This is a genomic window from Stenotrophomonas sp. GD04145 (genome assembly GCF_029835135.1).
Taxonomy (GTDB): domain Bacteria; phylum Pseudomonadota; class Gammaproteobacteria; order Xanthomonadales; family Xanthomonadaceae; genus Stenotrophomonas; species Stenotrophomonas maltophilia_P.
In genome coordinates, this window is the sequence record NZ_JAODZG010000006.1 from 23,398 (window position 1) to 49,579 (window position 26,182).

Here is a 26,182-nt window from a genome sequence, read left to right on the forward strand (position 1 = left end):
TCGTGCGCATTGGCCTGTGCGGCCGCACGTGAGGGATGCGCAGGCGCGGTATCAACGCACCGCGGAAAAGACAGTCAGGCGACCTGGGCCAGACCGAGCACCGGCAGCGGCAGATCGTGGGTGGCGCGTGCCTTGGCCAGCAGCTCGCCGGCCATGTCCAGACAGGACCCGCAGGTCGCGCCGCATCCGGTGCGCATGGTCAGCTCGGCCACCGACGTCACGCCATGGCTGGCGGCTTCGCGGATCTGGTGGTCGGTGACTCCGTTGCAGATGCAGACGTACACAGGCGGGAACCGGGCTGACAGGCCAGAAGCGGCCTGGTCGCTATTCCAATGGAAACGAGAATGGTTGTCAATCAGAGACCTGAACCATTCTCGATACCGTTCAGGCGGTCAGCTCGTCGGTCCTTCCTGCGCCTTTTTGGGCCAGTAGCCCCTGCTGCGCGGCCGCTTGCGCGGACGGTCGTGCCCCGCGGTGTTGCCGGGCATCCACGCTTCCGCTGCGCTCTTCGGCATGGCAGTGACGCCCTGCCCCGCCACCCCGCGCGCCAACGGCGCCAGGTGTCGCAGCGCGCGCGCGTAGACGCCGCGCTTGAACATCACCACATGCTCCACCGGATACCAGAAATCCACCCAGCGCCAGTGATCGAACTCCGGCGAATCGGTATGGTCCAGGCACACATGGGATTCGTCACCGGTCAGGCGCAGCAGGAACCAGACCTGCTTCTGGCCGATGCAGACCTGCCGTTCATTGCGGCGGACTGCCCGCGCCGGCAGCTTGTAGCGCAGCCAGCCGGGCGTTGCCCCCAGCACTTCCACGTGCTCAGGCAGCAGGCCGGTCTCTTCCTGCAGTTCGCGATACATGGCCTCGACGGGCGTCTCGTCGGTGTTCATCCCACCCTGCGGGAACTGCCAGCCATCCCGGCGCACGCGTCGTGCCCAGAACACCTGCCCGTCCTGCCGCATCAGCACGATGCCGACGTTCGGTCGATAGCCGTCCGGATCGATCACGATGCGGACTCCTAAAAAAATCTACTGGTCAGGACTATCCCACGCCGCCTGTCAGGCGACAAGCGCGGCACAAATGTGTTGACAGTCCCACGGCGTATCAGCAGAATAGCGGGCTCACCAAGGCTATGTAGCTCAGCCGGTTAGAGCACAGCACTCATAATGCTGGGGTCGGTGGTTCGAGTCCACCCATAGCCACCATGCTGAAGTTGTTTTTCAGCGTGAAAAGTGAGAAAATAGTTACACGATACATTGCCCCGTCGCCAAGCGGTAAGGCACCTGACTCTGACTCAGGCATTCGGTGGTTCGAATCCATCCGGGGCAGCCAAATTAAACGCAGAAGGCCAGATCGAAAGATCTGGCCTTCTGCGTTTCTGGGCTCCGCGGGGGCTCCCCTCCAGAGAGAACCCCGGTTGTTCGCAGGAATGGGCCCTGACCCCACTCTCTCCAATGCACAACCCCGAAACGGCAAAAGCCCGGCCAAAGCCGGGCTTTTGCTTTTTCCAACCAGCGGGCTCCCGGAGGAGCCCAGCCAGGCGCAGTGGATCAGCGCTTGGAGAACTGGGTGGCGCGACGGGCCTTGTGCAGACCGACCTTCTTACGCTCGACTTCACGGGCGTCACGGGTCATGAAGCCAGCCTTGCGCAGCTCGGACTTCAGGGTTTCGTCATACTCGACCAGCGCACGGGCGATGCCCAGACGGATCGCACCGGCCTGGCCGGTGGTGCCGCCGCCGGTGGCGGTGACCAGGATGTCGAAGCTTTCGGTGTTCTTGGTCAGCTCGAGCGGCTGGCGCACGATCATGCGCGCGGTCTCACGACCGAAGAACTCGTCCAGCGGACGGCCATTGACGGTGATGTTGCCCGAACCCTTGCGCAGGAACACGCGAGCGGTGGAGGACTTGCGGCGGCCAGTGCCGTAGTTTTGAGTGATAGCCATGATTAGATATCCAGAACCTGCGGCTGCTGTGCGGCGTGCGGATGCTCAGTGCCGGCGTAGACCTTGAGCTTGCGGTACATCTGGCGACCCAGCGGGCCCTTCGGCAGCATGCCCTTCACGGCGATCTCGATCACGCGCTCCGGGTGGCGCTCCAGCGCCTGGGCCAGGGACTCGGTCTTCAGGTTGCCGATGTAACCGGTGAAACGGTGATACATCTTGTCCTGCAGCTTCTTGCCGGTGACGGCAATCTTTTCTGCATTGATGACGACCAGGTAGTCGCCGGTATCAACGTGCGGGGTGTAGACCGGCTTGTGCTTGCCACGCAGACGGCGGGCCAGCTCGGTGGCGAGACGGCCCAGGGTCTTGCCCTCGGCGTCGACGAGGTACCAGTCGCGCTGGACGGTCTCGTTCTTGGCAGTGAAAGTGCTCATGAAGAACTCTAGGTTAGGTCGGGCTCATTGCGGCGAAGGACTCGCCGGAACTCTGCCACGCGTTGTGAAAGGTGAAGCGCAAGAGGCGGGATTGTACGCAGGTCCAGGCCCCGGCGCAAGCCGCCCCCTGTCCCGGGTTGGCAGGGGCGCGGGCGCGGGCGAGAATCGGCGGGTCTCCCGCCCCACCGTATCGCCATGACCGTGCTCCGCCAGACCACCCCGCTGGACCACCTGCTGACCGAAGCCCAGCGCGCCCTGGACACGGTGTTCGGCAACCCGCCGGCCAGCCGCCCCTATCCGGCGGTGGACACCGACGAGCCGGGCATGGACGCCCGCCAGCGCCGCCATGCGGCCGGGCTGATGCGGATCAACCACGTCGGCGAGGTCTGCGCGCAGGGCCTGTATTTCGGCCAGGCCGCCGTGGCCCGCGACCCGGCCACCCGCGAGCATCTGCTGGAGGCAGCGCAGGAGGAAACCGACCACCTGGCGTGGTGTGCCACCCGCCTGGCCGAACTGGACAGCCGGCCGAGCCTGTTCAACCCGCTCTGGTACGCAGGCAGTTACACCATCGGCACCCTGGCCGGGCTGCGCGGTGATGGCTGGAACCTGGGTTTTGTGGTCGAGACCGAACGCCAGGTCGAGGCCCACCTGGATGAGCATCTGGTCGATCTCCCGGCCGCCGACCTGCGCAGCCGCGCGGTCATCGAAGTGATGAAGCAGGACGAGGCCCGGCATGCGGACCATGCCGAGCAGGCCGGCGCCCGCCGCCTGCCCTTCCCGATTCCGGGGGCGATGGCGCTGGCCTCGAAGGTGATGAAGAGCATCGCGTACCGCCTCTGAACGGCCGCCGCGCATGGCCCGGCGCTGCCGGCTACGCGGCATCGGACGCCTCGGCGCCGGCTCAGTTCGGCGACACCAGCTTCAGGCCGATCACACCGGCGACGATCAGGCCCACGCAGGCCAGGCGGGCCGGTGAAGCACTGTCGTTGAACAGGTAGATGCCCAGCACTGCCACGCCCATGGCCCCGATGCCGGTCCAGATGGCATAGGCCGTGCCGACCGGAATGCTCTTCATGGCCTGGCTCATCAGGTACAGGCTGATCAGCGCGGAAACGACCGTGGCGGCCGTGGGCAGTGGCTTGCTGAAGCCTTCGGAGTACTTCATTCCAAGCGCGAAGCCGATCTCGAACAGGCCGGCCAGCAGCAGGTAGATCCAGGGCATGGGTGGGGGTCCTTACCTAGTGGTTGAAAAACGAAACGGCCCGGTGTCTTCACACCGGGCCGTAGGTCGGTACATCGCCGTGGAACTATGAATTGCGCAGCACGCAGGTTCCACGGGGCGGGTCGTCCCGCCTGGGTGACGATGCCTGCCGGCATCGCACAGGGGTGTTACTCGGACAGATTGCGACCGTGGAACAGCTCTTCGATCTCACGCTTGAGCAGCGCCTCGATCTTCATGCGTTCCTTGAACGACAGGTTCCTGGCCTTTTCCTCGAACAGGTACTGATCCAGGTCGAAGTCCTTCAGGTGCATCTTCGTGTGGAAGATGTTCTCCTGGTAGACGTTGACGTCGAACATCTCGTAACGCGACTTGATGTTCTTGGCCAGGAAGTTCTGGATCGAATTGATCTTGTGATCGATGAAGTGCTTCTTGCCCTTCACATCGCGGGTGAAGCCACGGACGCGGTAGTCCATGATCACGATGTCCGATTCCAGGCTCTCGATCAGGTAGTTCAGGGCCTTCAGCGGCGAAATGACGCCACAGGTGGCCACGTCGATGTCCGCGCGGAACGTCGCGATGCCTTCCTGCGGATGGGTTTCCGGGTAGGTATGGACGGTGATGTGGCTCTTGTCCATGTGCGCGACCACGGCGTCGGAGATCAGCTCCTTGCCCGCCAGCTTCTTGTCGATCACCGGCTCTTCGGAGATCAGGATGGTCACCGAGGCACCCTGCGGATCGTAGTCCTGGCGGGCCACGTTCAGGATGTTGGCGCCGATGATCTCGGCGACATCGGTCAAGATTTGAGTCAGCCTGTCGGCGTTGTACTCTTCATCGATGTATTCAATGTAACGCTGACGCTCCTCTTCGGTGCGCGCGTAACACACGTCATAGATGTTGAAGCTCAGCGCCTTGGTGAGGTTGTTGAAACCCTGCAACCTCAGGCGAGGCAACGGCTTGACCACGGCGGTCGATTCCTGTGTAAGAAGAGAAAGGGTGAATTATGGGGCAAACCGCCCCCGGGGGGAACGTGAAGACGCAAGAGTTCTGGCACACTGTTTGCCCTTAACAATTGCGCTGGTTAAGCTCCGCTATCGACCCCGTGAATCCGTTCATGCGCAGAGGGAGCGCCCCTATCGTGTCAACCGTGCGCCTAGCTAGCAGTCCACTGGCCCTGGATATCGCAACAATCGATCGTTTCCTGGCGCACAGCCACAGGCGGCGATATCCCACCCGGACCGACGTCTTCCGACCAGGAGACCCGGCGGGAACCCTGTATTACGTCATCAGCGGCTCGGTTTCGATCATGGCCGAGGAAGATGACGATCGTGAGCTGGTGCTGGGCTACTTCGGTGCCGGCGAGTTCGTCGGCGAGATGGGCCTGTTCGTGGAATCGGACCGCCGCGAAGTGATCCTGCGGACCCGCACCGCCTGCGAGCTGGCCGAGATCAGCTACGAGCGCCTGCATCAGCTGTTCCTTGGCCCGCTGTCGGCCGACGCCCCGCGCCTGCTGTACGCGCTGGGCCAGCAGATCTCCAAGCGTCTGCTCGACACCAGCCGCAAGGCCAGCCGCCTGGCGTTCCTGGACGTTACCGACCGCATCGTTCGCACCCTGCACGATCTGGCCCAGGAGCCGGAGGCGATGAGCCACCCGCAGGGCAGCCAGCTGCGCGTTTCGCGGCAGGAGCTGGCGCGCCTGGTCGGCTGCTCGCGTGAGATGGCCGGCCGCGTGCTGAAGAAGCTGCAGACCGACGGGCTGCTGCATGCCCGCGGCAAGACCGTGGTGCTTTACGGCACCCGTTGAACGTTGAGCACCCGGTGGGTGCGGACCTTGGTCCGCACTCCTTCGCGCGCTAGGCTCGGTGCATGGAACTGAGCAGCGAATTCTGGTGGTTCATCCTCATCGGCCTCGGTGCGCAGCTGGTCGATGGAGCGCTGGGCATGGCCTTCGGCCTGGTCTCCTCATCGGTGATGCTGAGCATGGGATTGCCGCCGGCGCAGGTCAGCGCCAGCATCCACACCGCCGAAGTGTTCACCACCGGCGCCTCCGGTGTGTCGCATCTTGCGGCTGGCAATGTCGATAAACGCCTGTTCGTGCGCTTGGCGCTGCCCGGCGCGATCGGGGGTGCGATCGGTGCCTATGTACTCGCCCAACTGCCCGGCGATTTCATCCGCCCGTTGATCTACCTCTACCTGCTGGTGCTTGCCATCGTCATCCTGGCCCGTGCTGCCGGGCGCTGGATGCCCAGCGGCGAGATCCGCCGCGTGCCGGTTCTGGGCTTCTTCGCCGGCCTTCTGGACGCCAGCGGCGGCGGTGGCTGGGGCCCGATCGCCACGTCCACCCTGCTGGCGCGTGGCGGCCAGGCCCGTACCACCATCGGCACGGTCAACGCGGCCGAGTTCGTGGTCACCCTGACCATCTCGGCCACCTTCCTGCTGTCGATGGGGGTGCAGCACCTGCAGATCGTCGCCGGGCTGCTGATCGGCGGCATGATGGCCGCGCCGGTGGCCGCGATCCTGGTCAAGCGGGTCAAGGAACGCTGGGTACTGGTCGCGGTTGGCGTGCTGGTACTGGGCATCAGCCTGTTCCAGATCGGCCACGCGGTGACCGGGTACCTGGCGCGCTGACCGCGCTCCGCGCCCGCCGGCAGTACGCTGCGGAAGAACGCCACCTTGCCCGGCTTCGGGTTGACCACCACCGGCGCCTTCGCCGCCAGCAGCAGCGGCAGATCCGCAGTGCTGTCGGAGTAGGCAATGTCGATGTCGCCATAGCCACGTTCACGCAGCATGCGCATCTTCTCTTCGTTGTGGCAGTGACGGGTCGGCCCCACCCCTCCCAGGCGCGGCCCGACCTCCGTGCCGATGACCGGCACGTCCTGGTGCGCAACGAAGGCCAGGATCGCGCGGGCCAGTTCGGGCGGGGCGCCCGTGGCCACCACCACGCGATCCCCCTTTGCACGGTGCGCGGCGAACACCTCCAGCGCCTGCGGCAGCAGCTTGGCGCGCATCTGCGCCTCGTTCCTGATCACGTAGGCGTCGATCACCCGGTTGAACTCGCGCGCACGATGCAGGCCGAAGCTGCCGATCCACACGTAGATCGAAATGCCGGCACGGCGGGTCGGCAGCATCGCCACCATCGGCCCGGCGATCGGGGTGACCAGCAGCGCCGCGAGCATGCGCAACGGGTTGCGCTTGATCAGCGAGGCGAACAGGTGCGTGCCCGAATCACCGTCGTACAGGGTGTGATCGAAGTCGAAGACCACCAGCGGCGCATCCGCGCGTGGCGTCGGGTAATGCGTTTTCATGCCGCGAAGAATAGCTGACGCAGGCCCTCGCCCGGCTCTTCCACGCGCATGAAGGCCTCGCCGACCAGGAACGCGTGGATGCCGGCATCACGCATCAGCGCCACGTCCTGGGGCCCGAGGATGCCGCTCTCGGTCACCAGCAGGCGGTCGCGCGGCACGGCCAGGCGCATGTCCAGGGTGGTCTGCAGCGAGACCTCGAAGGTGCGCAGGTTGCGGTTGTTGATGCCGATCATCGGCGCCGGCACCTGCAGCGCACGCTCCAGCTCGTCGATGTCGTGCACTTCCACCAGCACGTCCATGCCCAGCGACAGTGCCAGTTCCGACAGCGTGGCCAGCTGGGTATCGTCCAGCGCCGCCACGATCAGCAGGATGCAGTCAGCGCCCAGCACGCGCGCCTCGTACACCTGGTAGGCATCGATCACGAAGTCCTTGCGCAGCACCGGCAGCGTGCAGGCCTCGCGGGCCTGCTGCAGGTAGGCGTCGGCGCCCTGGAAGAAATCCACGTCGGTCAGCACCGACAGGCAGCTGGCACCACCGAACTCGTAGCTGACCGCGATGTCGGCCGGGCGGAAATCCGGGCGGATCACGCCCTTGGAGGGGCTGGCCTTCTTCACTTCGGCGATCACCGCGGGGTCGCCGTTGGCCACCGCCGCCTGCAACGCGCGCACGAAGCCACGTACCGGCGGGGCGCTGGCCACGGCGGCCTGAAGCTCCCCGAGCGGGCGCTGGGCGCGGCGCTGGGCTACTTCTTCGGCCTTGCGGGCCAGGATCGTCTGCAGGATGTCGCTCATCGTCTTCGGTTCGGTGCGGGGGCGGTGAGGACGGCCATTATCGGCCATCGACGGGGTCAGGCTGAACCACGCGCTCAGGCAACCAGTGCGCGGGTGGTCTCGATGTACTGGTGCAGGCGCTGGCGGGCGCTGCCATTGGCGATGGCGGCGCGGGCACGGGCCAGGCCATCGCCGATGTCGTCGGCCACGCCGGCCACGTACAGCGCGGCGCCGGCATTGAGCGCGACGATGTCCAGCGCGGGGCCGGGCTCGTTGTCCAGCACCGCGCGCAGCAGGGCAATGGACTGCTCCGGGCCATCCACGCGCAGGTTGCGGCTGGCCGACATGGCGATGCCGAAGTCCTCCGGGTGGATCTCGTACTCGCGCACCCTGCCGTCGCGCAATTCGCCGACCAGGGTGCCGGCGCCCAGCGAGATCTCGTCCATGTTGTCGCGGCCCCAGACCACCATGGCGCGCTCGGTACCCAGTTCGCGCAGCACGCGCGCCTGGATACCCACCAGATCGGGGTGGAACACGCCCATCAGCACCGACGGTGCGCTGGCCGGATTGGTGAGCGGGCCGAGGATGTTGAAGATGGTGCGCACGCCCATCTCGCGGCGCACCGGCGCCACCACCTTCATCGACGGGTGGTGGATCGGCGCGAACATGAAACCGATCCCGGTCCGCTCGATGGCCGCGGCCACCTGCTCCGGCTGCAGCTCGATCACCGCGCCCAGTGCCTCCAGCGCGTCGGCGCTGCCGGACTTGGACGACACGCTGCGGTTGCCATGCTTGGCCACGCGCGCGCCGGCAGCCGCCGCGACGAACATCGCGCAGGTGGAGATGTTGAAGGTATGCGAACCATCGCCCCCCGTGCCGACGATATCGACCAGGTTGGAGGTATCGGCCACCGGCACCGGCCGGGCGAATTCACGCATCACGGTGGCCGCCGCGGCGATTTCGTCCACGGTCTCCTTCTTCACGCGCAGGCCGGTGAGGATGGCTGCCGTCATCATCGGCGAAACATCGCCACGCATGATCTGCCGCATCAGGTCGACCATCTCGTCGAAGAAGATCTCGCGGTGCTCGATGGTGCGGTGCAGGGCTTCCTGGGGGGAGAAGCTCATCGGGATTGCTCCTTGGACTCAGGCGGCCGGTCGCTGCAGGAAATTGCGCAGCAGGGCGTGGCCGTGTTCGGTGAGGATGGATTCGGGGTGGAACTGCACGCCTTCCACCGGGAAGTGGCGATGGCGCAGGCCCATGATCTCTTCGATCGAGCCGTCGTCGTTCTCGGTCCAGGCGGTCACTTCCAGCACATCGGGCAGGCTGTTCTTGTCCACCACCAGCGAGTGGTAACGGGTGGCCTGGTAGCGATCCGGCAGGCCGGCGAAGACGCCCTTGCCTTCATGGCGGATCGGCGAAGTCTTGCCGTGCATGATGTTGCCCGCGCGGATCACCGTGCCGCCATAGACCTGGCCGATGCCCTGGTGGCCCAGGCAGACACCGAGAATCGGCGTGGTCGGGCCCAGGCGTTCGATCAGCTGCAGCGACACACCCGCTTCGTTGGGCGTGCACGGGCCGGGCGAGATGACGATGCGCTCGGGCTTCTGCGCGGCGATCTCATCCACGCTCATTGCATCGTTGCGCACCACCTTCACCTCGGCACCCAGCGTCTGCAGGTACTGCACGAGGTTGTAGGTGAAGCTGTCGTAGTTGTCGATCATCCACAACATGGTCGGGTTCCGTCGCTTATCGGGAGTGGGCGTACACGTGGGTGCCGCACAGGGAGAGGGCCAGGTACAGCGGAAGGTGCCGCAGCGCAGGCCACGGCGCAGGGTGCCTTACAGGCCCTTGGCGGCCTGGGCGACGGCGCGGAACAGCGCGCGGCCCTTGTTCATCGTCTCGTCCCATTCCTTGTCCGGGTCCGAGTCGTAGACGATGCCGGCGCCGGCCTGCACGTACAGGCGGCCGTCCTTGATCACCGCGGTACGGATCGCGATCGCGGTATCGGCATCGCCGTGCCAACCGATGTAGCCGATGCTGCCGGCGTACACGTTGCGCTTGATCGGCTCCAGTTCGCGGATCACTTCCAGCGCGCGGATCTTCGGTGCGCCGCTGACGGTGCCGGCCGGGAAGGTGGCGCGCAGCACGTCGGCATAGCTAAGGCCCGGCTGCAGCTGCCCGGTCACCTCGCTGACGATGTGCATGACGTGGCTGTAGCGTTCAATCACGAACTGCTCGCCCACTTCCACCGTGCCGGCCTTTGATACGCGACCGGCATCGTTGCGGCCGAGATCGATCAGCATCAGGTGCTCGGCACGTTCTTTCGGATCGGCCAGCAGCTCGGCTTCCAGTGCCAGGTCCTGCTCGACGGTGGCGCCGCGCGGACGCGTGCCGGCGATCGGGCGTACGGTGACTTCGCCGTCCTGCAGCCGCACCAGGATTTCCGGCGAGGAGCCAACCACCTGCAGGTCGCCGACATCCAGGAAATACATGTACGGCGACGGGTTCAATGCGCGCAGCGCGCGGTACACGTCCACCGGGCGTGCGTTGAACGGCACGCTCAGGCGCTGGCTGAGCACCACCTGGAAGATGTCGCCGGCGCGGATGTATTCCTTGCTGCGCTGGACCGCATCGACGAAGCCATCGCGGGTGAAACCGGAGACGAAATCGGATTCATCCAGCACATCGCTGTTGAGCGGTGCGGGATAACCGGCACCCGGTGCACGCAGCTTTGCGGTGAGCGCATCCAGGCGCGCCTGCGCCTGCTCGAACGCGCCGTCGACGCGCGGGTCCGCGTGCACGATCAGGTACAGGCGGCCCTTGAGATTGTCGAATACCGCCAGCTCGTTGGAGTGCAGCAGCAGGATGTCCGGCGTGCCCAGTTCATCGCGGCCGGCCGGCGGTGCCAGGCGCGGCTCGATATAGCCGATGCACTCGAAACCGAACCAGCCGACCAGGCCACCGGTGAAGCCCGGCAGGCCCTCCAGCTTCGGCACCGAGTGGGCGCTGCGCAGCGCCTCGACTTCGGCAAACGGGTCGGCCACCTCGCGGGTTTCCACCACCTGGCCGTCTTCGCGCACGGTCAGCGTATGGCCATGGAAGGCATACACGCGGCGCGCCGGCAGGCCGATGATCGAGTAACGACCAAAGCGTTCGCCGCCTTCGACGGATTCAAACAGGTAGGTATTGGGGCCGTCGGCGAGCTTCAGATAGACCGAAAGCGGCGTGTCCAGGTCGGACAGCACTTCGCGGACAACGGGAATGTGGGTGTGGCCTTCAGCGGCCTGCAGCTGAAACTGAGCGTGCGAGTTCAAGACGACTTTCCTTCCGGGACACAGCGTTATGGGGGCGGACGACGGCAACGGGCCACCATCGCCACCAACGGCGTGCGGAAGAAAGGGTATGCGGGGTCGTCAGGCTGGACACCCCTTGACTGTATCGCAGCTTGGACGGGAGTGGAACCCCGCAGCGCCAGGCGTGGCAACCACGTTACGTGGCCAGCAGCGGGCAATCCGCCGGCAGATGCATGCGCACCCGGCCAGCCACGCAGTCGATGCGGAACCGCCGCGCCTGCACGGGCTCACCGTCCAGGTTCAGGGTCAGTGGCTGCGCCGACTCGAGCTGCAGCCAGGGCAGCCGGACGCGGGTGGCCACCCGTTCCAGCGCCGCTTCCTTGCCACCGGTCAGCATCTGCCCCAGCGTCGACGCCACCTCCCCCTCCAGTTCGGGCACGACGGTGACATCCAGCAGGCCGTCATCGATCAGTGCCTGTGGGCACAGCTGCTGGCCACCACCGGCCTGCCGGCCGTTGCCGATCCCCAGCGCGATGAAGCCGCCTTCCCAGGCGAAGTCCGGACCGTGCAGACGCGCGGTAATCGGCTCGATCCGCCCCAGCTTGGCGATGCCGGTGATCACGTAGGCCAGGCCACCGAGCATCTTCTTCAGGCCGGCATCGGTTTCCACGGTGACCTGCGTGCCGAAACCGCCACTGGCCAGGTTGGCGCACCACCAGGGCGTGCCATCGGCATCCACGCGCAGCAGATCGATGGCATGTGCCGTGGTCTGCCCGATCAGTGCGAGCGCGGCCTCCGGCTCGGCCGGAATGTTGGCCGAGGTGGCGAAGTCATTGGCGGTGCCCATCGGGACCAACGCCAGCGAAGGCAGGGCATCGGCGGACTCATCGCGGTGGGCCAGCGTTTCGGCCACCGCACTGAGCGTGCCGTCGCCCCCTGCCGCCACGATCACATCTACCCCATGGTCGATGGCCTCGGCCACGTAACGCTCGGCGTCACCCTCTTCCCAGGTGACCCGCACCTCCAGCTGCACGCCCCGCTCCCGCCACTGGCGCACCGCGTCGCGCAGCTCGTCATTGCCTGCGGACTTGCCGTTGAGGATCAGGCGCCAGCGCGGTGCGGTCATGCGGGGATTCCGGTGTGGGGTGGCACAGGCTAGCAACGCACCGTTTGCCGGCAGTGAATGTCACATGCGTGTCATTCAGCTCCCGGAGAATGGAAGGCCATAGCAGGGACGACGGATGGAGGCAGGATCAGCCTCCGACAGCTTCCAGGGCCGCACTCGCAGGGGTGCGGCCTTCTTGCTTCAGGCCCGGTCAACCGCTGGGGCATCGGCCATCCACGATCAGACGTGCCAGTGTGAGAGGCGACACCGACACCTCGGGCTACCTCTTGTCACCCATTCTCCGATGAATCGCGCGACACAGGAACGTGACCAAGCCTGCAACGGCAGCCAGATACCAGACGAGCGATCCCTCGGAGACGATCGGCGACAACACCGCCGATGCCAGCACCACCGACGCGGCGACAAGAAGACAGCAGATGATGTTCATACGCGCTCTTCAGCCGGAACACTTCGTGGCTACTGGACGGACGGGAAATCAGCGGGCCATCGTCAGGATTGCCAGTGCCTGTGCTGGTCCGATCCTGATGCCGCCACCGCCGCCCCAGTTGTTTGCGATATAGGCGCCCGCAATACAGCCTGCGGCGCTCCCCAACGCGCCGCCTCGTGAGCCGATGGCGCCCCCAACAGCGCAACCGATGGTTTCTGCAGAAACACCTGCGCCACCGGACACGCTGCCCATTTCTTCCAAAGTGATTTCCCTCACGCCACGTCTCCTGATAGTCCAGCAAACCAGCATTCGACAACCCCCCGTTTGATGAGTTGCATGCTGGTGTGCCGCTACCGTGGCATCGACGGCCTTTCCAAGGAATCAGGAGAATCCGGCTTGAAAACTAGGAGTTCTCTGTTCTGCGCATCCTGCGTCGTCGGACGTACGCACGTAAGGAACAACGACGCGGGAGGATTGCCTTCCGCCGGCCGGTCTACGGTCGGCGCTACCGGCTTCCCGCAAACGCCTTCAGCGCGTCGCCGTCGAGCCGGTATACGGTCCACTCATCCTGCGGTTTCGCGCCCGCTGCGGTGTAGAACTCGATGGCCGGCGTGTTCCAGTCCAGCACCGACCATTCGAAGCGACCGCAGCCTTCGGCGACCGCCTGCCGCGCGATGTATTTCAGCAGCGCCTTGCCAGCGCCCGCGCCCCGCTGCTGCGGGCTGACATACAGGTCTTCCAGGTAGATGCCCTTGCGGCCCAGCCAGGTGGAGTAGTTGTAGAAATACACCGCATAGCCGATGGCCTCGCCATCGGCTTCACAGATCAGCGCGCGGGCAGTTGCGTCGGGACCGAACAGGCTTTCGGCGATGCCGATCTCGTCGGTCTGCACCGAATGCTCGGCCCGCTCATAGATGGCCAGCTCACGGATGAAGCGCAGGATCAGGCCCGCGTCGGCGGCAGTGGCCGGGCGGATGTTCAACACGGCCACCGTGCTCATGCCTCAGCCCCGCGCCGCAGCGACGTTGGCGCGCATCTGCGCGATCACGTCCTGGTAAGGGGTCTTGGCATTGAAGATGGCCGAGCCGGCGACGAAGGTGTCGGCGCCCGCAGCCGCGATCTCGCCGATGTTGTCGGCCTTCACGCCACCGTCGATTTCCAGGCGGATGTCCTTGCCGCTGGCATCGATCTTCTGGCGGACCACGCGCAGCTTGTCCAGCGCCGAAGGAATGAAGGCCTGGCCGCCGAATCCCGGGTTGACCGACATCAGCAGCACCAGGTCCAGGTCATCCAGCACCCAGTCGAGGATGTCCACCGGCGTGGCCGGGTTCAGCACGATGCCCGGCTTGCAGCCCAGCGAACGGATCAGCTGGATCGTGCGGTGCACGTGGCGGCTGGCCTCCGGATGGAAGCTGATGTAGGTGGCACCGGCTTCGGCGAAGTCCGGGATGATGCGGTCGACCGGCTCGACCATCAGGTGCACGTCGATCGGCGCGGTCACGCCGTGCTTGCGCAGTGCCTGGCAGACCATCGGGCCGATGGTCAGGTTGGGTACGTAATGGTTGTCCATCACGTCGAAGTGGACCCAGTCCGCACCGGCGGCCAGGACGTTGTCGACTTCCTCGCCGAGGCGGGCGAAATCGGCGGACAGGATGGAGGGGGCGATGAGGCAGTGGGACATGGCCGGGCCTTGCAACGAGGGGAAAGGGGTCAGCGCTTGCGCAGGGTCTTGATGCGGTCGTAGGCGGCGTTGATGCGCCGCGACTTCTGCTCGGCCTGCTGCTGCAGCTCGGGGGCGGCGCCGCCAAGCTTGTCCGGGTGGTACTGCGAGATCAGCTTGCGGTAGGCGCGCTCGACCTCGGCATCGGTGGCCTCGGAGGTCAGCCCCAGCTCCCGGTACGGGTTCTCCTTGTTCAGGCGGAACCAATCCGAATCAAAGGCATGGCCGATCAGCAGGCCGACCACCGCGCCGAACAGCGGATTGGGCCGGAACAGCAGGGCGCCGGCGATGAATCCGAGCAGTTTTCCGTACCAGCGCATGGCGCTCCGGGGTCGACCGACGAAATGGACGCTCATTTTACGTCACAGCGGGCCCGGACGGCTTTACACTAGGCCGCCCGCTGGTCAGCGGGCCCGCCGGGTCCGTTGGGCAGCCGTATCGACAACGCCCCAGGAGTGCCCGTGCCAACCACGCTGTTGCAATCCGATCTCCCCGGCCTGCCCTTGCGCCACCGCGGCAAGGTGCGTGATGTGTTCGATATCCCGCGCGAGCGGCTGCCTGCAGGGACCCCGCCGGGCGACTACCTGCTGATGGTCGCCACCGATCGCCTGTCGGCGTTCGACGTGGTGCTGCCCGACCCGATCCCCGGCAAGGGCGAAATGCTCTGCCAGGTCTCCAATTTCTGGTTCGCCAAGACCGCGCACCTGATGCCCAATCACCTGACCGGCATCGACGTGGCCAGCGTGCTGCCTGAAGGCGTGGACCCGGCGCTGTACGCCCGGCGCGCCGTGGTCACCCGCAAGCTGAAGCCGGTGCCGGTGGAAGCGATCGCCCGCGGCTACCTGATCGGCAGCGGCTGGAAGGACTACCAGCGCACCGGCAAGGTCAGCGGCATCGACCTGCCCGATGGGCTGCGCCAGGCCGAGCAGCTGCCCGAACCGATCTTTACCCCCTCGACCAAGGCCGCGGTGGGCGACCATGACGAGAACATCGATTTCGATGCGATGGTGCGGCAGGTCGGCGCCGAACTGGCCGAGCGCGTGCGCGATGCCACCCTGCGCATCTACAAGTTCGCCGCCGATTACGCCCGCGAGCGCGGCATCATCCTGGCCGACACCAAGTTCGAGTTCGGCACCGATGCCGACGGCCGCCTGTACATCATGGACGAGATGCTGACGCCGGATTCATCGCGTTACTGGCCGGCCGACGAGTACGAAGTGGGCACCAGCCCGCCCAGCTACGACAAGCAGTTCGTGCGCGATTACCTGGAGACGCTGGACTGGGGCAAGACCGCCCCGGGCCCGAACATCCCGGCGGAGATCATCGAGCGCACCCGCGCCAAGTACGCCGAGGCGCTGCAGCGTTTGGCCGGGATCAGCGTCGACTGATCCCCTGCGCCCCCCGGTCGCAGCGACCGGGGGCGTCGTGCCCGGCAGCGCCCAGGGTGGCGCTGTGCGAAGGCGCCCGGGAGTATGCTGTCGGCCTCACCGGAGGAAGCGAAGAAGCATGCAGACCACCACCGAGCTCGCGCGGCCGATCGACCGCTACTTCGCCAGCTACTCCGACGATCACCGCAATACGATCAACCAGCGCATCCACGTGGTCGCGGTACCGGCCATCCTGTGGTCGGCCGTGGCCCTGCTGTGGTGCCTGCCCCCCCTGATCACCTGGTTCCAGTACGGCATCTGGTCGGCGTTCGCGATGTTCAGTGCCTGGTGCTTCTACAACAAGCTGTCGCGTCCGCTGGGCATCGGCATGCTCATCCAGTTCTTCGTGTTCGGCTGCCTGTGCCGCCTGCTGGAGGCCGAGATCGGCCTGCACAACCTGTTCTGGCTGGCGGTGAAGGTGTTCGTGGTGGCCTGGATCGCGCAGTTCATCGGGCACAAGTTCGAGGGCCGCAAGCCCAGCTTCCTGACCGACCTGACCTACCTGCTGATCGGCCCGGCCTGGGTGATGGCCAAGCTCTATCGCAGGCTCGACTGGCGTTACTGACACGCCTCCGGGCGGGCGTCACCCTCGCTTCCTGAACGGGCGGATTTCCTCACCTGCGGTCCACCGCCGGCCTGCCAGCCTGCACGCTCTGCCCCTCTGGCGGGGCGCCTGCCGCAGCGGCAGCCCCTGTGCGACAGGGCCTGCGGTCGCCGTGCGCGGGCGTAGGGTGCAGCCGGCCGCAGCCCCTGGCCGGCACCGCGGAGGAGATGCTGCGCTGCAAAAAAAAATGAATCAGCGAACGTTACAGGCAGTTGATCGCCGTTCGATGGCTTTCGGCGACATTTCGCAGCCTGTTATCCTCACTGACCTGCTCGTGAATCATGGATTCCCTGCATGCTCCCCAGCCTGCCTCTGCTGCTGGCCCTGCCGTTCCTGATGGCAGCGGCTGTTGCGGCCTTCCCCCGTAGTTCGCGCTCGACTGCTGCCTGGCTGGCGGCGCTGGCGCCGTTGGGCGGCCTGGCCATTCTCGGCTGGCTCACCCCGGCGGTGCTCGACGGCCAGATCGTCCGCACCCTGCTGCCCTGGCTGCCGCAAATCGGCTTGGACTTCCATCTGCGGCTGGACGGCCTGGCCTGGATGTTTGCCGGCCTGGTGCTGGGCATCGGCGCGCTGGTGGTGCTGTACGCGCGGTACTACCTCAGTGCGCAGGACAACGCCCACCGCTTCTACTGCTACCTGCTGCTGTTCATGGGCGCCATGCTCGGCATGGTGCTGTCGGGCAACCTGCTGTTGCTGATGATCTTCTGGGAAATGACCAGCATCAGCTCGTTCCTGCTGATCGGCTTCTGGTCGCATCGCCAGGATGCGCGCGAGGGCGCACGCATGGCGCTGGTGATCACCGGCGGCGGCGGGCTGGCCCTGCTCGGTGGCGTGCTGCTGATCGGGCGCATCGTCGGCAGCTTCGACCTGGATGTGGTGCTGGCGGCCGGTGAACAGATCCGCGCCAGCGCGCTGTATCCCTATGCCCTGTTCCTGGTGCTGGCCGGCATCTTCACCAAGAGCGCGCAGTTCCCGTTCCATTTCTGGTTGCCGCATGCGATGGCGGCACCGACACCGGTCTCGGCCTACCTGCACTCGGCCACCATGGTCAAAGCAGGCGTGTTCCTGCTGGCGCGCCTGCATCCGGTACTGGCCGGCAGCGACCTGTTCTTCTATACGGTGAGCGGCATCGGCGCGCTGACCCTGCTGATCGGCGCCTGGAACGCGATCTTCCAGCACGACCTGAAAGGGCTGCTGGCGTATTCGACGATCTCCCACCTGGGCCTGATCACCCTGCTGTTCGGCCTGTCCACGCCGATGGCGGTGGTCGCCGGCGTGTTCCACATCCTCAACCACGCCACCTTCAAGGCCTCGCTGTTCATGGCCGCCGGCATCATCGACCATGAGACCGGCACGCGCGACATGCGCAAGCTGGGCGGACTGCGGAAACTGATGCCCTTCACCAGCGCACTGGCGATCATCGCCTCGCTGGCCATGGCCGGCATTCCGCTGCTCAACGGCTTCCTGTCCAAGGAAATGCTGTTCGCCGAGGCGATCAGCGCCGGCGGCACCGAGACCATGCGCATGGCGGTGTCGATCGCGGCGTTGCTGGCCGGCGTGTTCGGCGTGGCCTACAGCCTGCGCTTCGTGCACGACACCTTCTTCGGCCCCGGCCCGCACGGGCTGGACCGCGTTCCCCATGAACCGCCGCGCTGGATGAAGGTACCGGTGGAACTGCTGGTGGTGGTCTGCGTGGCAGTCGGCATCGCGCCCGCGCTGACGGTGGCGCCGGTCCTGCATGCCGCTGCCGCCTCCATCCTCGGCAGCGCCATGCCCGAGTACAGCCTGTCGGTATGGCATGGCTTCAACCTGCCGCTGGCGATGAGCGCGATCGGCGTGGTGGGTGGTATCGCCCTGTACTTCGGCCTGCGCAAGCTGATCAACCTGCACGCCGTCACCAATACCACCACCGGCCGCAACGTGTTCCATGCGCAGCTGGATGCGGTTTCCGCACTGGCCATGCGCCTGACCAACGGCATTGCCAACGGCAGCCTGCAGCGGATGCTGCTGGGCCTGGTGCTGGTCGCGATCGTGGTGGCCGCCGCGCCGTTCGTGGCGAACCCGGCGTCCCCGAACTGGACCGCGCCGCAGCCGATTCCACTGCTGGGCTGGGCGTTGTGGCTGGTGATGATGGGCTGCGCGATCGCCACGCTGCGCGTGTACAAGCAGCGCCTGCTGGCGGTGCTGCTGGTGGGCGGCGTCGGCCTGATGGTGGCGCTGACCTTCGTGTTCCTGTCGGCACCGGATCTGGCACTGACCCAGCTGCTGGTGGAGATGGTGACCCTGGTCCTGATGCTGCTGGGGATGAACTATCTGCCCGCGCAGTCCGGACCGGAGCGGCCGCGCTGGCGCAAGCGCCGCGACGCGCTGATCGCGGTCATCGCCGGTTCCGGTCTCGGCGCGCTGGCCTATACCGCGATGACCCTGCCGCCGAACACCATGGCCGGTGAGCTCGTGGCGCGTGCCCTGCCCGAAGCGTATGGCCAGAACGTGGTCAACGTGATCCTGGTCGACTTCCGCGGCTTTGATACCTTCGGCGAGATCACGGTGTTCGGCATCGCCGCGCTGGTGGTGCACGCGCTGCTGCGCCGCACGCGGATGGCCCCGGAGCAGATCATGCCCGGGCCGCCGATCAAGCTGCCGGTACCGGCCGACCTGGCGCAGATCATGTTCCCGCTGACGCTGACGGTCTCCATCTTCCTGTTCCTGCGCGGTCACAACGCCCCGGGCGGCGGGTTCATCGCCGGCCTGGTACTGGCGGTGCCGCTGCTGATCCAGTACGTCATCCAGGGTACGGCATCGGTGGAGTCGCGCTTCGGCTTCGACTACATCCGGTGCATCGGCACCGGCCTGCTGATCGCCCTGCTCAGTGGCAGTGCTTCGATGCTGTTCGGCGTGCCGTTCCTGACCAGCGGGCACCTCGACCTGCACCTGCCGCTGATCGGCGACGTGCCGCTGGCCAGCGCGATCGGCTTCGACATCGGCGTGTACCTGGTGGTGTTCGGTGGCGCCATGCTGATGCTGTCGATGATGGGCACGGTCAAGCCCTCTCGAACCCGCACCGCCCGCAAGGGCGAGATCGATCTGCAACGCCGTTCGGCCCGCACCGGGGAGATGCACTGATGGAACTGGCCCTGGCCACCGCGATCGGCGTGCTGACCGCCATCGGCGTGTACCTGCTGCTGCGGGCGCGCAGCTTCGACGTGATCCTTGGCATGACCTTCCTGTCCTACGCCACCAACCTGCTGATCTTTGCCGGTGGGCGCCTGGTGCAGGGCAAGGCACCGGTGCTGCAGGAAGGCGTGGAGAGCCACCTGGGCAACTACACCGACCCGTTGCCGCAGGCGCTGGTACTGACGGCCATCGTGATCGCCTTCGCGATGACTGCAGTGAGCATCGTGCTGGCCATGCGCAGCCGCAGCGACAACCACAGCGACCACGTGGACGCGCACGAGCCCGATGACGATGCGCCGCCGCGCCAGGGCGAGGACCGCGCATGAACCATCTGGTGATCCTGCCGATCCTGGTTCCCCTGCTCGGCGCCGCACTGTCACTGTTCGTCGAGCATCGCCGCTATGGTCCGAAGGTACAGCGGACTGTGGCCTGGACGGCACTGGCGGCCCTGGCCGTGGTGGTCGGGCTGCTGTTCGCCGATACGGCAGGCGGTGACATCCGCGTCTACCTGCTGGGTGACTGGCCCTCGCGCCTGGGCATCGCGCTGGTGGCCGACCGGCTGTCGGCGTGGATGCTGCTGACCACCCTGCTGCTGGCCATCCCCTGCCTGCTGCATGCCTGCTCGGGCTGGGACCGGCGCGCGCCGCACTTCCATGCGCTGTTCCAGTTCCAGCTGGTCGGCCTCAACGGTGCGTTCCTCACCGGCGACATCTTCAACCTGTTCGTGTTCTTCGAGGTGATGCTGATCGCTTCCTACGGCCTGCTGCTGAGCGGCGGCCGTGGCCTGCGCATGCGCATCGGCCTGCACTACGTGGTGTTCAATGTCACCGCATCGACGCTGTTCCTGATCGCACTCGGCCTGCTGTACGCCTCGCTCGGCTCGTTGAACATGGCGGAGCTGTCGCAGCGCATCGCCGAGGTTCCGCCGGCACAGCTGACCCTGGTGAAGGCCACGATGGGCCTGCTGCTGCTGGTGTTCTGCGCCAAGGCCGCCCTGATGCCGCTGTACCTTTGGCTGCCCGAATCGTACGCGCGCGCACCTGCTGCGGTCGCTGCGCTGTTTGCGATCATGACCAAGGTCGGCCTGTACGCCGTGCTGCGCGTGCAGATGCTGTGGTTCGGCGAGGACGCCGGCGCGATGGCCGGATACGGACGCGACTGGCTGCTGTGGGCCGGCGTGGCCACGCTGGTACTGGGCGGCCTGGGCGCGCTGGCCGCCGCGCGCCTGCGCGTGCTGATCTCCTACCTGGTGATCGTCTCGGCCGCGACCCTGTTCATTGCCTTCGCGGTGGGCACGCCGAAGGTGCTCTCCGCCGGTCTGTACTATCTGCCACACAGCAGTTTCGTCGCTGCCGCGCTGTTCCTGGTGGCCGACCTGATCCGGCGCCGACGCGGCGGTGCCAGCGACCGCAAGGAAGTGATCGCACCGATGCCGGGCAAGGAAACGCCGGCGGTACTGTTCCTGATCGGCGCCGTGTCGGTCGCCGGACTTCCGCCGCTGTCGGGCTTCCTGGCCAAGGCCGCCCTGCTGGCCGGGATGCCGGCGCAGTACACCGGCGCGGTATGGACGGCCGTGCTGGTCAGCAGCCTGCTGGTCATCATGGGCCTGACCCGAGGGGGCATCCGCCTGTTCTGGCGCGTGCCGCTGCCCGAGCCGGACGCGCCGCCGCCCCGCAAGGCCAAGCTGCGCAGGGTCGAGCTGTTCGCTGCCTGCATCCTGCTGGCCTACGGCATCGGCATGACCCTGGCCGCCGCCCCGCTGATGCGCCATACCGACGCCACCGCCGCCCAGCTGCTGCAGCCGGGCGAGTACGTGCAGCAGTTGCGCGCGACCACACCGGAGATCCGCCAGCCATGACCGCGCAACGTTCCCTGTTCCGCCGCCTGGTACCGTCGCCCGCACTGAGCATGATGGTGGTGGCGTTCTGGCTGCTGATGTCCGACAGCTTCAACCTTGGCCAGATCCTGCTGGGCCTTGTGCTGGGCGTGGTCGTGCCGCTGTTCGCCGCGCGCCTGGATCGCGAGTTCGCCCGCATCGGTACGTTGCGCCCGGTACCGAAGCTGCTGTGCGTCACCCTGTGGGACATCCTGATGTCCAACATCCGGGTGGCCCTGCAGGTGCTCGGCCCGGAGAAGAACATCCATCCGGGCTTCATCTGGCTGCCGCTGGACATCGCCAACATCCACGGCATCGCCGCGCTGACCAGCATGATCACCCTGACCCCGGGTACGGTGTCGGCGGCACTCAGCGACGACCGCAGGTTCCTGCTGGTGCACGTGCTGCACCTGGAGGATCCACAGGCGCTGATCGACACGATCAAGCAACGATACGAAGCCCCGTTGATGGAGATCTTCCCATGACCGGTTTTGAAGTCATCCAGACCACCCTGGTGGTATGCATGCACGTGGTCGGACTGGCCATGCTGCTGGCGACCTGGCGCCTGCTGCGCGGCCCGAGCGTGCCTGACCGCATCCTCGCCCTCGACACACTTTCAGTGACTGCCATCGCCGAACTGATGCTGTTCGGCATGTACCTCAACTCGCCGATCTACTTCGAGGCCGCACTGGTGATCGCCATGCTCGGCTTCGGCAGCACCGTGGTGCTGAGCAAGTTCGTGCTGCGCCGGGACATCGTCGAATGATCACCGCGATCCAGATCGGCCTGTCGGTCCTGCTGCTGTTCGGCTGCTTCTTCATCCTGGTCGGTGCGCTGGGCCTGGTGAAGCTGTCGACCTTCTTCAAGCGGCTGCATGCGCCGACCAAGGCCAGCACGCTGGGCGTGGGCTGCGTGCTGGTGTGTTCGGTCTGCTACCACATCTTCCTCGGCCAGGATCCGCAGCCGCGCGAGCTGCTGATCACCGTCTTCCTGTTCATCACCGCGCCGATCAGCGCGCACATGATGGCCAAGGCCGCGTTGTCGCTGCTGATGGAAACCCGTCCTACCCTGCCCGGCAACGAACGGGCTGCCGAAGAGCAGCTGCCGCCGCCGGAGCCGGCGCGGAAAGAAGAGCAGAGCACGACACGCTGATCACACGACTCCCCGCATCCACTCAGGGCGGGGATCTGCTGCCGAGCCGGGCATGGGCTCGGCGCTACAGTGCCGGTGCGCCCACCAGCAGCAGTTCCAGCACGAACCAGCCGACGAACGCCACCAGCAGGATCACGCCTTCGCCACGGCTGATCTTCAGGTCGCCACGCAGCATCGGATACAGCACCAGGGCAAAGGCCAGCAGTGCGGGCAGTTCCAGGCGCACGAACGATGCCGGCAGGGCCAGCGGCTGCAGCGCCGCCATCGCGCCGATCACCAGCAGCAGATTGACCGCGCTGGAGCCGAGCACGTGGCCCAGCACCATGTCGCCATGGCCACGCCGCGCGGCGGCGATGGCGGTGGCCACCTCCGGCAAGGCCGTGCCGATCGCAAGCGGCAGCAGGCCGACCAGCAGCGGCGTCCATCCAAGTGCGACGCCGAAGTCGGCCGCCGCGCCAACCACCAGCCGCGCCCCCCAGTAGAGGGCCACCACGGCCACCAGCACACGCAGCACATTCAACGGCAGGCTGGTGCGGCTCAGCGCCGATCGTGCGATGGACGCCTGCACATCGGCGGTCTCACTGCGGCCACGGCGCATCAGCACGGCCTGCATGACGACGAAGCCGGCCAGCAGCACGACACCTTCCCAGCGCGCAAGGCGGCCATCCAGCCCGAACAGGATCAACAGAACGCCGGCCCCCAGCAGCGACCACCAGAGCACGGCCTGCAGGCGCGCGCGCAGCAGCAACGGGGCCGCGATCGCCGCGATCGCCAGGGTCAGGCCCAGGTTGGCGATGCTGCTGCCCACCGCGTTGCCCAGCGCCAGTTCCGGCTGGCCCACGGCCAGCGCGCGGGCGTTGACCACCAGCTCCGGCATCGAGGTCGCCACGCCGAGCAGCAGCAGACCCGCGGTGAACGGGCGGGCACCGAAGCGCTGGGCCAGGCCGGAAACGGCCTTGACGATGGAGTCTCCGCCGAGCCCCAGCAGCAGCAGGCCAAGCAGAAACCAGGCGATGGCAATGGCGATCATCGAGCACTCCCCCAGCGGTCGTCGCGCGATTCTACGCTTGGCCCGGCCGCGAGGCTGGGCGGTGCATCAAGGATCAGCCACAACCTTCGGTGTAATCGACCTGCGGGGTCTGGCCGACCCGCCACGCGCTGACCCGGCCGTCGGGCCCCAGGGTGAAATCGATCACCGCCGCACCTTCCTGCGCCGGACGCACGCGCAGGTGCTGGGCCTTGTCGTCGTACTTGTCGGGACCGACATCGGCACGCTCCGGGTACAGCACCTGCAACTCGCCCAGGGTCATGCCGACCCTGCCGCCGCCTGGCGCGGTGATGGCGGCGCTGCGCACGTCATAGCGGACCAGCTTGCGGCCTTCGATCATCAGGCGCGGGTCATCGGCCTGCTGCGGACGCAGGAAATAGCAGTCCTCGTTGCCGTCGTCGGCCGGCAATGGCCTGCCTGCCGCATCGCTGCCCAGCCCCTGCAGCGGCGCGCCGAAGCCGCTGCGCACCTCGGCGATGCCCGCACCCAGCGCCACCCCGCCGAAACCGTCCAGGCGCGCGGGGCTGTCGGCGCGGGCATCGTTGGCCGGCCGTGACGCCAGGTCCGGATCGGCCGATTGCGCCGGGCCGGTGGCACTGGCGGTCTCGGCCGGCGAGTCGCTGCCGCTGCCGGCCGCTCCCTGTTTGTCCGAACCACCGCCACAGGCGGTCAGGGACAGCAGCATCAGGCCAGCCAATGGCAGCAGCTTCATCGGTATCGCTCCAGGAGGGATGGGCGGACGCTACCGCAGGCCGCGTGCAGGCGCTGCATTGTCATCGCTGTTTCATCGCCTTCGTTCAGGCTCGGCGTGCACCGTCCTGGCTGTCCCATCCATGCAACCGCGCAAGACCGATCTCGCCCGAACCGCGCTGCAGGCGCACCGCGCGCCGCTGGACATGCGCCAGCGCCGGCTGCTCATCCTGTGCGATGGCCAGCGCAGCGTCACCGAGCTGAGCGGGCTGATGGGCCAGGAGACGCCGGCCATGCTGATCCAGCTGATCCATGCCGGCTATCTGGAAACCGACGCCCCGCCTCCCGCGGCGGCGGCATCCGGGCGCACACCTGCCCGGCCGCAGGCACCCGCGCCCGCGGCCACGCCGATCGAACGGCGCCGCTCGCTGGTCGCCTCACGGATCTATGTGCTGGGTATCCTGGAGCTGCAGCGGCATCCGCAGGCAGCGGCGCTGTTCCGCGACCTGCAGCAGGCACGCGCGCAGACCGATGTGCTGCAGGTGCTGCACTCGGCGTTGCAGGTACTGCCCACGCTGACCTCCGAAGGCTACTGCGAACGCGTACGGCAGCGGCTGCTGGAAGTCCTGCCGCTGGAGCACTGCGACGCCTTCACCGATGCCGCATGAGGCTCATCGGAAGTTGTTGCGCAGCCCTGCCCAGCACTGCTGGTAATCGGCCTGCCGGTGCCCGGCATCAAGCGCCTGGGCGGTCGGGCGGATCACCGCGCGGGTCTCGAACATGAAGGCCATGGTGTCCTTGACCACGTCCGGCTTGGACAGATCGGCACTGGAGGCCCTGTCGAAGGTCGGTGCATCCGGTCCGTGGCCGCTCATGCAGTTGTGCAGGGAGGCGCCGCCCGGCACGAAGCCTTCGGCCTTGGCATCGTAGGCACCGTGCACCAGGCCCATGAACTCGCTGGCGATGTTGCGGTGGAACCACGGTGGCCGGAAGGTGTTCTGCGCCACCAGCCAGCGCGGCGGGAAGATGGCGAAATCCATGTTGCTGGTCCCTGCTGTGTCGCTGGGCGAATGCAGTACCAGGAAGATCGACGGGTCCGGGTGGTCGTAGCTGATCGAACCGAGGGTGTTGAAGCGGCGCAGATCGTAGCGGTACGGCGCGTAATTGCCGTGCCAGGCGACCACGTCCAGCGGCGAATGGTCGATCGGTGCGCGCCACAGGCGTCCTTCGAACTTGGCGATCAGTTCGAACTCACCGTCGAGGTCCTCGAACGCCGCATGCGGGGTTTCAAAGTCACGCGGATTGGCCAGGCCGTTGGCGCCGATCGGCCCCAGATCGGGCAGCTTCAGCAGGGCGCCGTAGTTCTCGCAGATGTAGCCCCGGCTCGGGCCATCAGGCAGCTCGACGCGGAAGCGCACGCCACGCGGAATCACCGCGATCTGCTGCGGTTCGATCTCGATCACGCCCAGCTCGGTCAGCAGGCGCAGCCCACCCAGCTGGGGCACGATCAGCAGTTCGCCGTCGGCATCGTAGAAGTAGCGGCCAACCATGTCCCGGTTCGCGGCATACAGATGGATGCCGACGCCGGCGTGGGCATCCGGCGAACCATTGCCGCCCATGGTGTACAGCCCTTCGACGAAGTCGGTGGGCAGTTCCGGCAGCGGCAGCGGGCTCCAGCGCAGCTGGTTCGGCGAGGCCGGCTGCGAGCCGAAATCGCACTGCAGGCGCGATTGCGCGAACGGGGTGAACTCACCATGGGTCACCGCCGGGCGTATCCGGTACAGCCAGCTGCGCCGGTTGCTGCCGCGCGGCGCGGTGAAGGCGGTGCCGGACAGCTGCTCGGCATACAGGCCATGGGCCACCTTCTGCGGCGAGTTCTGCCCGACCGGCAGCGCGCCGGCCACGGCTTCGGTGGCGAATTCGTTGCCGAAACCGGACTGGTAGCCACGGGCGGTGATTGAGGTGGACATG

Annotated in this window: 31 protein-coding genes, 2 tRNA genes and 1 pseudogene; 14 read left to right on the top strand and 20 right to left on the bottom strand. The window is 66.7% G+C overall.

Annotation, left to right across the window (positions count from 1 at the left end; translation table 11 throughout):
- Nucleotides 1-74: 74 nt before the first annotated feature.
- Together N7367_RS05030 and N7367_RS05035 are read right to left on the bottom strand one after the other, a co-directional pair.
- Nucleotides 75-284: a bacterioferritin-associated ferredoxin gene (locus N7367_RS05030; protein WP_032951724.1), complete on the bottom strand. Its 210-nt coding sequence runs from the start codon at nt 282-284 to the stop codon at nt 75-77.
- A 108-nt stretch (nt 285-392) separates the two neighbouring features.
- Nucleotides 393-1,010, bottom strand: a complete 618-nt coding sequence (locus tag N7367_RS05035) for an RNA pyrophosphohydrolase (protein ID WP_053515586.1) — start codon at nt 1,008-1,010, stop codon at nt 393-395.
- 121 nt (nt 1,011-1,131) lie between these two features.
- On the opposite strand from N7367_RS05035, the gene N7367_RS05040 reads away from it, so the two are divergent.
- Together N7367_RS05040 and N7367_RS05045 are read left to right on the top strand one after the other, a co-directional pair.
- Nucleotides 1,132-1,208: transfer RNA gene (locus N7367_RS05040), tRNA-Met, on the top strand.
- Between the two features lie 52 nt (nt 1,209-1,260).
- A tRNA-Gln gene (locus tag N7367_RS05045) sits at nt 1,261-1,335 on the top strand.
- 218 nt (nt 1,336-1,553) lie between these two features.
- Here the strand turns inward: N7367_RS05045 and rpsI are convergent.
- Nucleotides 1,554-1,946: a 30S ribosomal protein S9 gene (rpsI, locus tag N7367_RS05050; protein WP_053515585.1), complete on the bottom strand. Its 393-nt coding sequence runs from the start codon at nt 1,944-1,946 to the stop codon at nt 1,554-1,556.
- A 2-nt stretch (nt 1,947-1,948) separates the two neighbouring features.
- On the bottom strand, nt 1,949-2,377 hold the full coding sequence (gene rplM, locus N7367_RS05055; protein WP_005414692.1) for a 50S ribosomal protein L13: 429 nt from the start codon (nt 2,375-2,377) through the stop codon (nt 1,949-1,951).
- 195 nt (nt 2,378-2,572) lie between these two features.
- On the opposite strand from rplM, the gene coq7 reads away from it, so the two are divergent.
- Nucleotides 2,573-3,217 carry a 2-polyprenyl-3-methyl-6-methoxy-1,4-benzoquinone monooxygenase gene (gene coq7, locus N7367_RS05060; protein ID WP_197600280.1) on the top strand — a complete coding sequence of 215 codons (645 nt, stop codon included), beginning with the start codon at nt 2,573-2,575 and terminating at the stop codon, nt 3,215-3,217.
- 61 nt (nt 3,218-3,278) lie between these two features.
- Here coq7 and sugE read toward each other — a convergent pair whose 3' ends face one another.
- Together sugE and speD are read right to left on the bottom strand one after the other, a co-directional pair.
- On the bottom strand, nt 3,279-3,599 hold the full coding sequence (gene sugE, locus N7367_RS05065) for a quaternary ammonium compound efflux SMR transporter SugE (protein WP_005411314.1): 321 nt from the start codon (nt 3,597-3,599) through the stop codon (nt 3,279-3,281).
- Nucleotides 3,600-3,766: 167 nt separating this feature from the next.
- Nucleotides 3,767-4,561: an adenosylmethionine decarboxylase gene (speD, locus tag N7367_RS05070; RefSeq protein ID WP_019661504.1), complete on the bottom strand. Its 795-nt coding sequence runs from the start codon at nt 4,559-4,561 to the stop codon at nt 3,767-3,769.
- A gap of 149 nt (nt 4,562-4,710) precedes the next feature.
- On the opposite strand from speD, the gene crp reads away from it, so the two are divergent.
- Together crp and N7367_RS05080 are read left to right on the top strand one after the other, a co-directional pair.
- Nucleotides 4,711-5,400 (top strand): cAMP-activated global transcriptional regulator CRP, encoded by a 690-nt coding sequence (crp, locus tag N7367_RS05075; RefSeq protein WP_010482649.1) that lies wholly within the window; start codon nt 4,711-4,713, stop codon nt 5,398-5,400.
- Between the two features lie 62 nt (nt 5,401-5,462).
- On the top strand, nt 5,463-6,224 hold the full coding sequence (locus N7367_RS05080) for a sulfite exporter TauE/SafE family protein (protein WP_065181533.1): 762 nt from the start codon (nt 5,463-5,465) through the stop codon (nt 6,222-6,224).
- 11 nt (nt 6,225-6,235) lie between these two features.
- On the opposite strand, the pseudogene N7367_RS05085 reads toward N7367_RS05080, so the two are convergent.
- The 11 genes and pseudogenes from N7367_RS05085 to N7367_RS05135 all read right to left on the bottom strand — a co-directional run.
- A pseudogene (locus N7367_RS05085) lies at nt 6,236-6,901 on the bottom strand (haloacid dehalogenase-like hydrolase); the annotation flags it as partial.
- Nucleotides 6,898-7,692 (bottom strand): indole-3-glycerol phosphate synthase TrpC, encoded by a 795-nt coding sequence (gene trpC / locus N7367_RS05090; protein WP_279941858.1) that lies wholly within the window; start codon nt 7,690-7,692, stop codon nt 6,898-6,900. The gene trpC and the pseudogene N7367_RS05085, both read right to left, overlap by 4 nt.
- 74 nt (nt 7,693-7,766) lie before the next feature.
- Nucleotides 7,767-8,798, bottom strand: coding sequence for an anthranilate phosphoribosyltransferase (gene trpD, locus N7367_RS05095; RefSeq protein WP_279941859.1), 1,032 nt, complete (start codon nt 8,796-8,798; stop codon nt 7,767-7,769).
- Nucleotides 8,799-8,816: 18 nt separating this feature from the next.
- A complete protein-coding gene (locus tag N7367_RS05100; protein WP_065181530.1) occupies nt 8,817-9,404 on the bottom strand; it encodes an aminodeoxychorismate/anthranilate synthase component II in 588 nt (195 codons plus the stop codon).
- Nucleotides 9,405-9,512: 108 nt separating this feature from the next.
- Complete coding sequence (gene trpE / locus N7367_RS05105) at nt 9,513-10,988, bottom strand: anthranilate synthase component I (protein ID WP_053515567.1); 1,476 nt, start codon at nt 10,986-10,988, stop codon at nt 9,513-9,515.
- A 175-nt stretch (nt 10,989-11,163) separates the two neighbouring features.
- A complete protein-coding gene (yegS, locus tag N7367_RS05110; protein WP_279941860.1) occupies nt 11,164-12,093 on the bottom strand; it encodes a lipid kinase YegS in 930 nt (309 codons plus the stop codon).
- Between the two features lie 259 nt (nt 12,094-12,352).
- Entirely contained in the window at nt 12,353-12,520 is a 168-nt protein-coding gene (locus N7367_RS05115) for a hypothetical protein (protein WP_279941861.1), read from the bottom strand.
- A gap of 48 nt (nt 12,521-12,568) precedes the next feature.
- Nucleotides 12,569-12,796 (bottom strand): hypothetical protein, encoded by a 228-nt coding sequence (locus N7367_RS05120; RefSeq protein WP_279941862.1) that lies wholly within the window; start codon nt 12,794-12,796, stop codon nt 12,569-12,571.
- Between the two features lie 229 nt (nt 12,797-13,025).
- Nucleotides 13,026-13,511, bottom strand: coding sequence for a GNAT family N-acetyltransferase (locus N7367_RS05125; protein WP_053515753.1), 486 nt, complete (start codon nt 13,509-13,511; stop codon nt 13,026-13,028).
- A 12-nt stretch (nt 13,512-13,523) separates the two neighbouring features.
- Nucleotides 13,524-14,201, bottom strand: coding sequence for a ribulose-phosphate 3-epimerase (gene rpe, locus N7367_RS05130; RefSeq protein ID WP_065174373.1), 678 nt, complete (start codon nt 14,199-14,201; stop codon nt 13,524-13,526).
- 29 nt (nt 14,202-14,230) lie between these two features.
- Nucleotides 14,231-14,560 carry a DnaJ domain-containing protein gene (locus N7367_RS05135; RefSeq protein WP_005411327.1) on the bottom strand — a complete coding sequence of 110 codons (330 nt, stop codon included), beginning with the start codon at nt 14,558-14,560 and terminating at the stop codon, nt 14,231-14,233.
- A gap of 141 nt (nt 14,561-14,701) precedes the next feature.
- On the opposite strand from N7367_RS05135, the gene N7367_RS05140 reads away from it, so the two are divergent.
- The 8 genes from N7367_RS05140 to N7367_RS05175 all read left to right on the top strand — a co-directional run bounded on the left by N7367_RS05140 (nt 14,702) and on the right by N7367_RS05175 (nt 22,473).
- Complete coding sequence (locus N7367_RS05140; RefSeq protein ID WP_053515559.1) at nt 14,702-15,628, top strand: phosphoribosylaminoimidazolesuccinocarboxamide synthase; 927 nt, start codon at nt 14,702-14,704, stop codon at nt 15,626-15,628.
- Between the two features lie 118 nt (nt 15,629-15,746).
- Nucleotides 15,747-16,232: an Mpo1-like protein gene (locus tag N7367_RS05145; RefSeq protein WP_279941863.1), complete on the top strand. Its 486-nt coding sequence runs from the start codon at nt 15,747-15,749 to the stop codon at nt 16,230-16,232.
- A gap of 333 nt (nt 16,233-16,565) precedes the next feature.
- A complete protein-coding gene (locus N7367_RS05150; protein ID WP_197600275.1) occupies nt 16,566-19,394 on the top strand; it encodes a monovalent cation/H+ antiporter subunit A in 2,829 nt (942 codons plus the stop codon).
- A complete protein-coding gene (locus N7367_RS05155) occupies nt 19,394-19,771 on the top strand; it encodes a Na+/H+ antiporter subunit C (protein WP_053515553.1) in 378 nt (125 codons plus the stop codon). Before N7367_RS05150 ends, N7367_RS05155 begins: the two co-directional genes overlap by 1 nt.
- Nucleotides 19,768-21,303: a monovalent cation/H+ antiporter subunit D gene (locus N7367_RS05160; protein WP_128988919.1), complete on the top strand. Its 1,536-nt coding sequence runs from the start codon at nt 19,768-19,770 to the stop codon at nt 21,301-21,303. Before N7367_RS05155 ends, N7367_RS05160 begins: the two co-directional genes overlap by 4 nt.
- The gene (locus N7367_RS05165; protein ID WP_262101382.1) at nt 21,300-21,806 is read left to right on the top strand and encodes a Na+/H+ antiporter subunit E; all 507 of its coding nucleotides are present in this window, start codon (nt 21,300-21,302) and stop codon (nt 21,804-21,806) included. The genes N7367_RS05160 and N7367_RS05165 overlap by 4 nt, the downstream gene beginning before the upstream one ends.
- On the top strand, nt 21,803-22,087 hold the full coding sequence (locus N7367_RS05170) for a K+/H+ antiporter subunit F (protein ID WP_053515548.1): 285 nt from the start codon (nt 21,803-21,805) through the stop codon (nt 22,085-22,087). Before N7367_RS05165 ends, N7367_RS05170 begins: the two co-directional genes overlap by 4 nt.
- A complete protein-coding gene (locus N7367_RS05175; RefSeq protein ID WP_279941864.1) occupies nt 22,084-22,473 on the top strand; it encodes a Na+/H+ antiporter subunit G in 390 nt (129 codons plus the stop codon). The genes N7367_RS05170 and N7367_RS05175 overlap by 4 nt, the downstream gene beginning before the upstream one ends.
- Before the next feature lie 64 nt (nt 22,474-22,537).
- Here the strand turns inward: N7367_RS05175 and N7367_RS05180 are convergent, their stop codons facing one another.
- Entirely contained in the window at nt 22,538-23,503 is a 966-nt protein-coding gene (locus N7367_RS05180) for a sodium:calcium antiporter (RefSeq protein ID WP_279941866.1), read from the bottom strand.
- 73 nt (nt 23,504-23,576) lie between these two features.
- Entirely contained in the window at nt 23,577-24,233 is a 657-nt protein-coding gene (locus N7367_RS05185; protein ID WP_279941867.1) for a hypothetical protein, read from the bottom strand.
- A gap of 121 nt (nt 24,234-24,354) precedes the next feature.
- Between N7367_RS05185 and N7367_RS05190 the strand changes: the two genes are divergently transcribed.
- Complete coding sequence (locus N7367_RS05190; protein ID WP_279941868.1) at nt 24,355-24,879, top strand: hypothetical protein; 525 nt, start codon at nt 24,355-24,357, stop codon at nt 24,877-24,879.
- A 3-nt stretch (nt 24,880-24,882) separates the two neighbouring features.
- On the opposite strand, the gene hmgA is transcribed toward N7367_RS05190, so the two are convergent.
- Nucleotides 24,883-26,181: a homogentisate 1,2-dioxygenase gene (gene hmgA / locus N7367_RS05195; RefSeq protein ID WP_053515539.1), complete on the bottom strand. Its 1,299-nt coding sequence runs from the start codon at nt 26,179-26,181 to the stop codon at nt 24,883-24,885.
- Between the last annotated feature and the right edge of the window lies 1 nt (nt 26,182).

What these genes read in the sequence shown, in the direction of transcription:
- rpsI (WP_053515585.1), bottom strand. Translation starts at nt 1,946, where the DNA reads ATGGCTATCACTCAAAACTACGGCACTGGCCGCCGCAAGTCCTCCACC.
- rplM (WP_005414692.1), bottom strand. Translation starts at nt 2,377, where the DNA reads ATGAGCACTTTCACTGCCAAGAACGAGACCGTCCAGCGCGACTGGTAC.
- coq7 (WP_197600280.1), top strand. Translation starts at nt 2,573, where the DNA reads ATGACCGTGCTCCGCCAGACCACCCCGCTGGACCACCTGCTGACCGAA.
- sugE (WP_005411314.1), bottom strand. Translation starts at nt 3,599, where the DNA reads ATGCCCTGGATCTACCTGCTGCTGGCCGGCCTGTTCGAGATCGGCTTC.
- crp (WP_010482649.1), top strand. Translation starts at nt 4,711, where the DNA reads ATGCGCAGAGGGAGCGCCCCTATCGTGTCAACCGTGCGCCTAGCTAGC.
- N7367_RS05080 (WP_065181533.1), top strand. Translation starts at nt 5,463, where the DNA reads ATGGAACTGAGCAGCGAATTCTGGTGGTTCATCCTCATCGGCCTCGGT.
- trpC (WP_279941858.1), bottom strand. Translation starts at nt 7,692, where the DNA reads ATGAGCGACATCCTGCAGACGATCCTGGCCCGCAAGGCCGAAGAAGTA.
- trpD (WP_279941859.1), bottom strand. Translation starts at nt 8,798, where the DNA reads ATGAGCTTCTCCCCCCAGGAAGCCCTGCACCGCACCATCGAGCACCGC.
- N7367_RS05100 (WP_065181530.1), bottom strand. Translation starts at nt 9,404, where the DNA reads ATGTTGTGGATGATCGACAACTACGACAGCTTCACCTACAACCTCGTG.
- yegS (WP_279941860.1), bottom strand. Translation starts at nt 12,093, where the DNA reads ATGACCGCACCGCGCTGGCGCCTGATCCTCAACGGCAAGTCCGCAGGC.
- N7367_RS05115 (WP_279941861.1), bottom strand. Translation starts at nt 12,520, where the DNA reads ATGAACATCATCTGCTGTCTTCTTGTCGCCGCGTCGGTGGTGCTGGCA.
- rpe (WP_065174373.1), bottom strand. Translation starts at nt 14,201, where the DNA reads ATGTCCCACTGCCTCATCGCCCCCTCCATCCTGTCCGCCGATTTCGCC.
- N7367_RS05135 (WP_005411327.1), bottom strand. Translation starts at nt 14,560, where the DNA reads ATGCGCTGGTACGGAAAACTGCTCGGATTCATCGCCGGCGCCCTGCTG.
- N7367_RS05145 (WP_279941863.1), top strand. Translation starts at nt 15,747, where the DNA reads ATGCAGACCACCACCGAGCTCGCGCGGCCGATCGACCGCTACTTCGCC.
- N7367_RS05150 (WP_197600275.1), top strand. Translation starts at nt 16,566, where the DNA reads ATGCTCCCCAGCCTGCCTCTGCTGCTGGCCCTGCCGTTCCTGATGGCA.
- N7367_RS05155 (WP_053515553.1), top strand. Translation starts at nt 19,394, where the DNA reads ATGGAACTGGCCCTGGCCACCGCGATCGGCGTGCTGACCGCCATCGGC.
- N7367_RS05160 (WP_128988919.1), top strand. Translation starts at nt 19,768, where the DNA reads ATGAACCATCTGGTGATCCTGCCGATCCTGGTTCCCCTGCTCGGCGCC.
- N7367_RS05165 (WP_262101382.1), top strand. Translation starts at nt 21,300, where the DNA reads ATGACCGCGCAACGTTCCCTGTTCCGCCGCCTGGTACCGTCGCCCGCA.
- N7367_RS05170 (WP_053515548.1), top strand. Translation starts at nt 21,803, where the DNA reads ATGACCGGTTTTGAAGTCATCCAGACCACCCTGGTGGTATGCATGCAC.
- N7367_RS05175 (WP_279941864.1), top strand. Translation starts at nt 22,084, where the DNA reads ATGATCACCGCGATCCAGATCGGCCTGTCGGTCCTGCTGCTGTTCGGC.
- N7367_RS05180 (WP_279941866.1), bottom strand. Translation starts at nt 23,503, where the DNA reads ATGATCGCCATTGCCATCGCCTGGTTTCTGCTTGGCCTGCTGCTGCTG.
- N7367_RS05185 (WP_279941867.1), bottom strand. Translation starts at nt 24,233, where the DNA reads ATGAAGCTGCTGCCATTGGCTGGCCTGATGCTGCTGTCCCTGACCGCC.
- N7367_RS05190 (WP_279941868.1), top strand. Translation starts at nt 24,355, where the DNA reads ATGCAACCGCGCAAGACCGATCTCGCCCGAACCGCGCTGCAGGCGCAC.
- hmgA (WP_053515539.1), bottom strand. Translation starts at nt 26,181, where the DNA reads ATGTCCACCTCAATCACCGCCCGTGGCTACCAGTCCGGTTTCGGCAAC.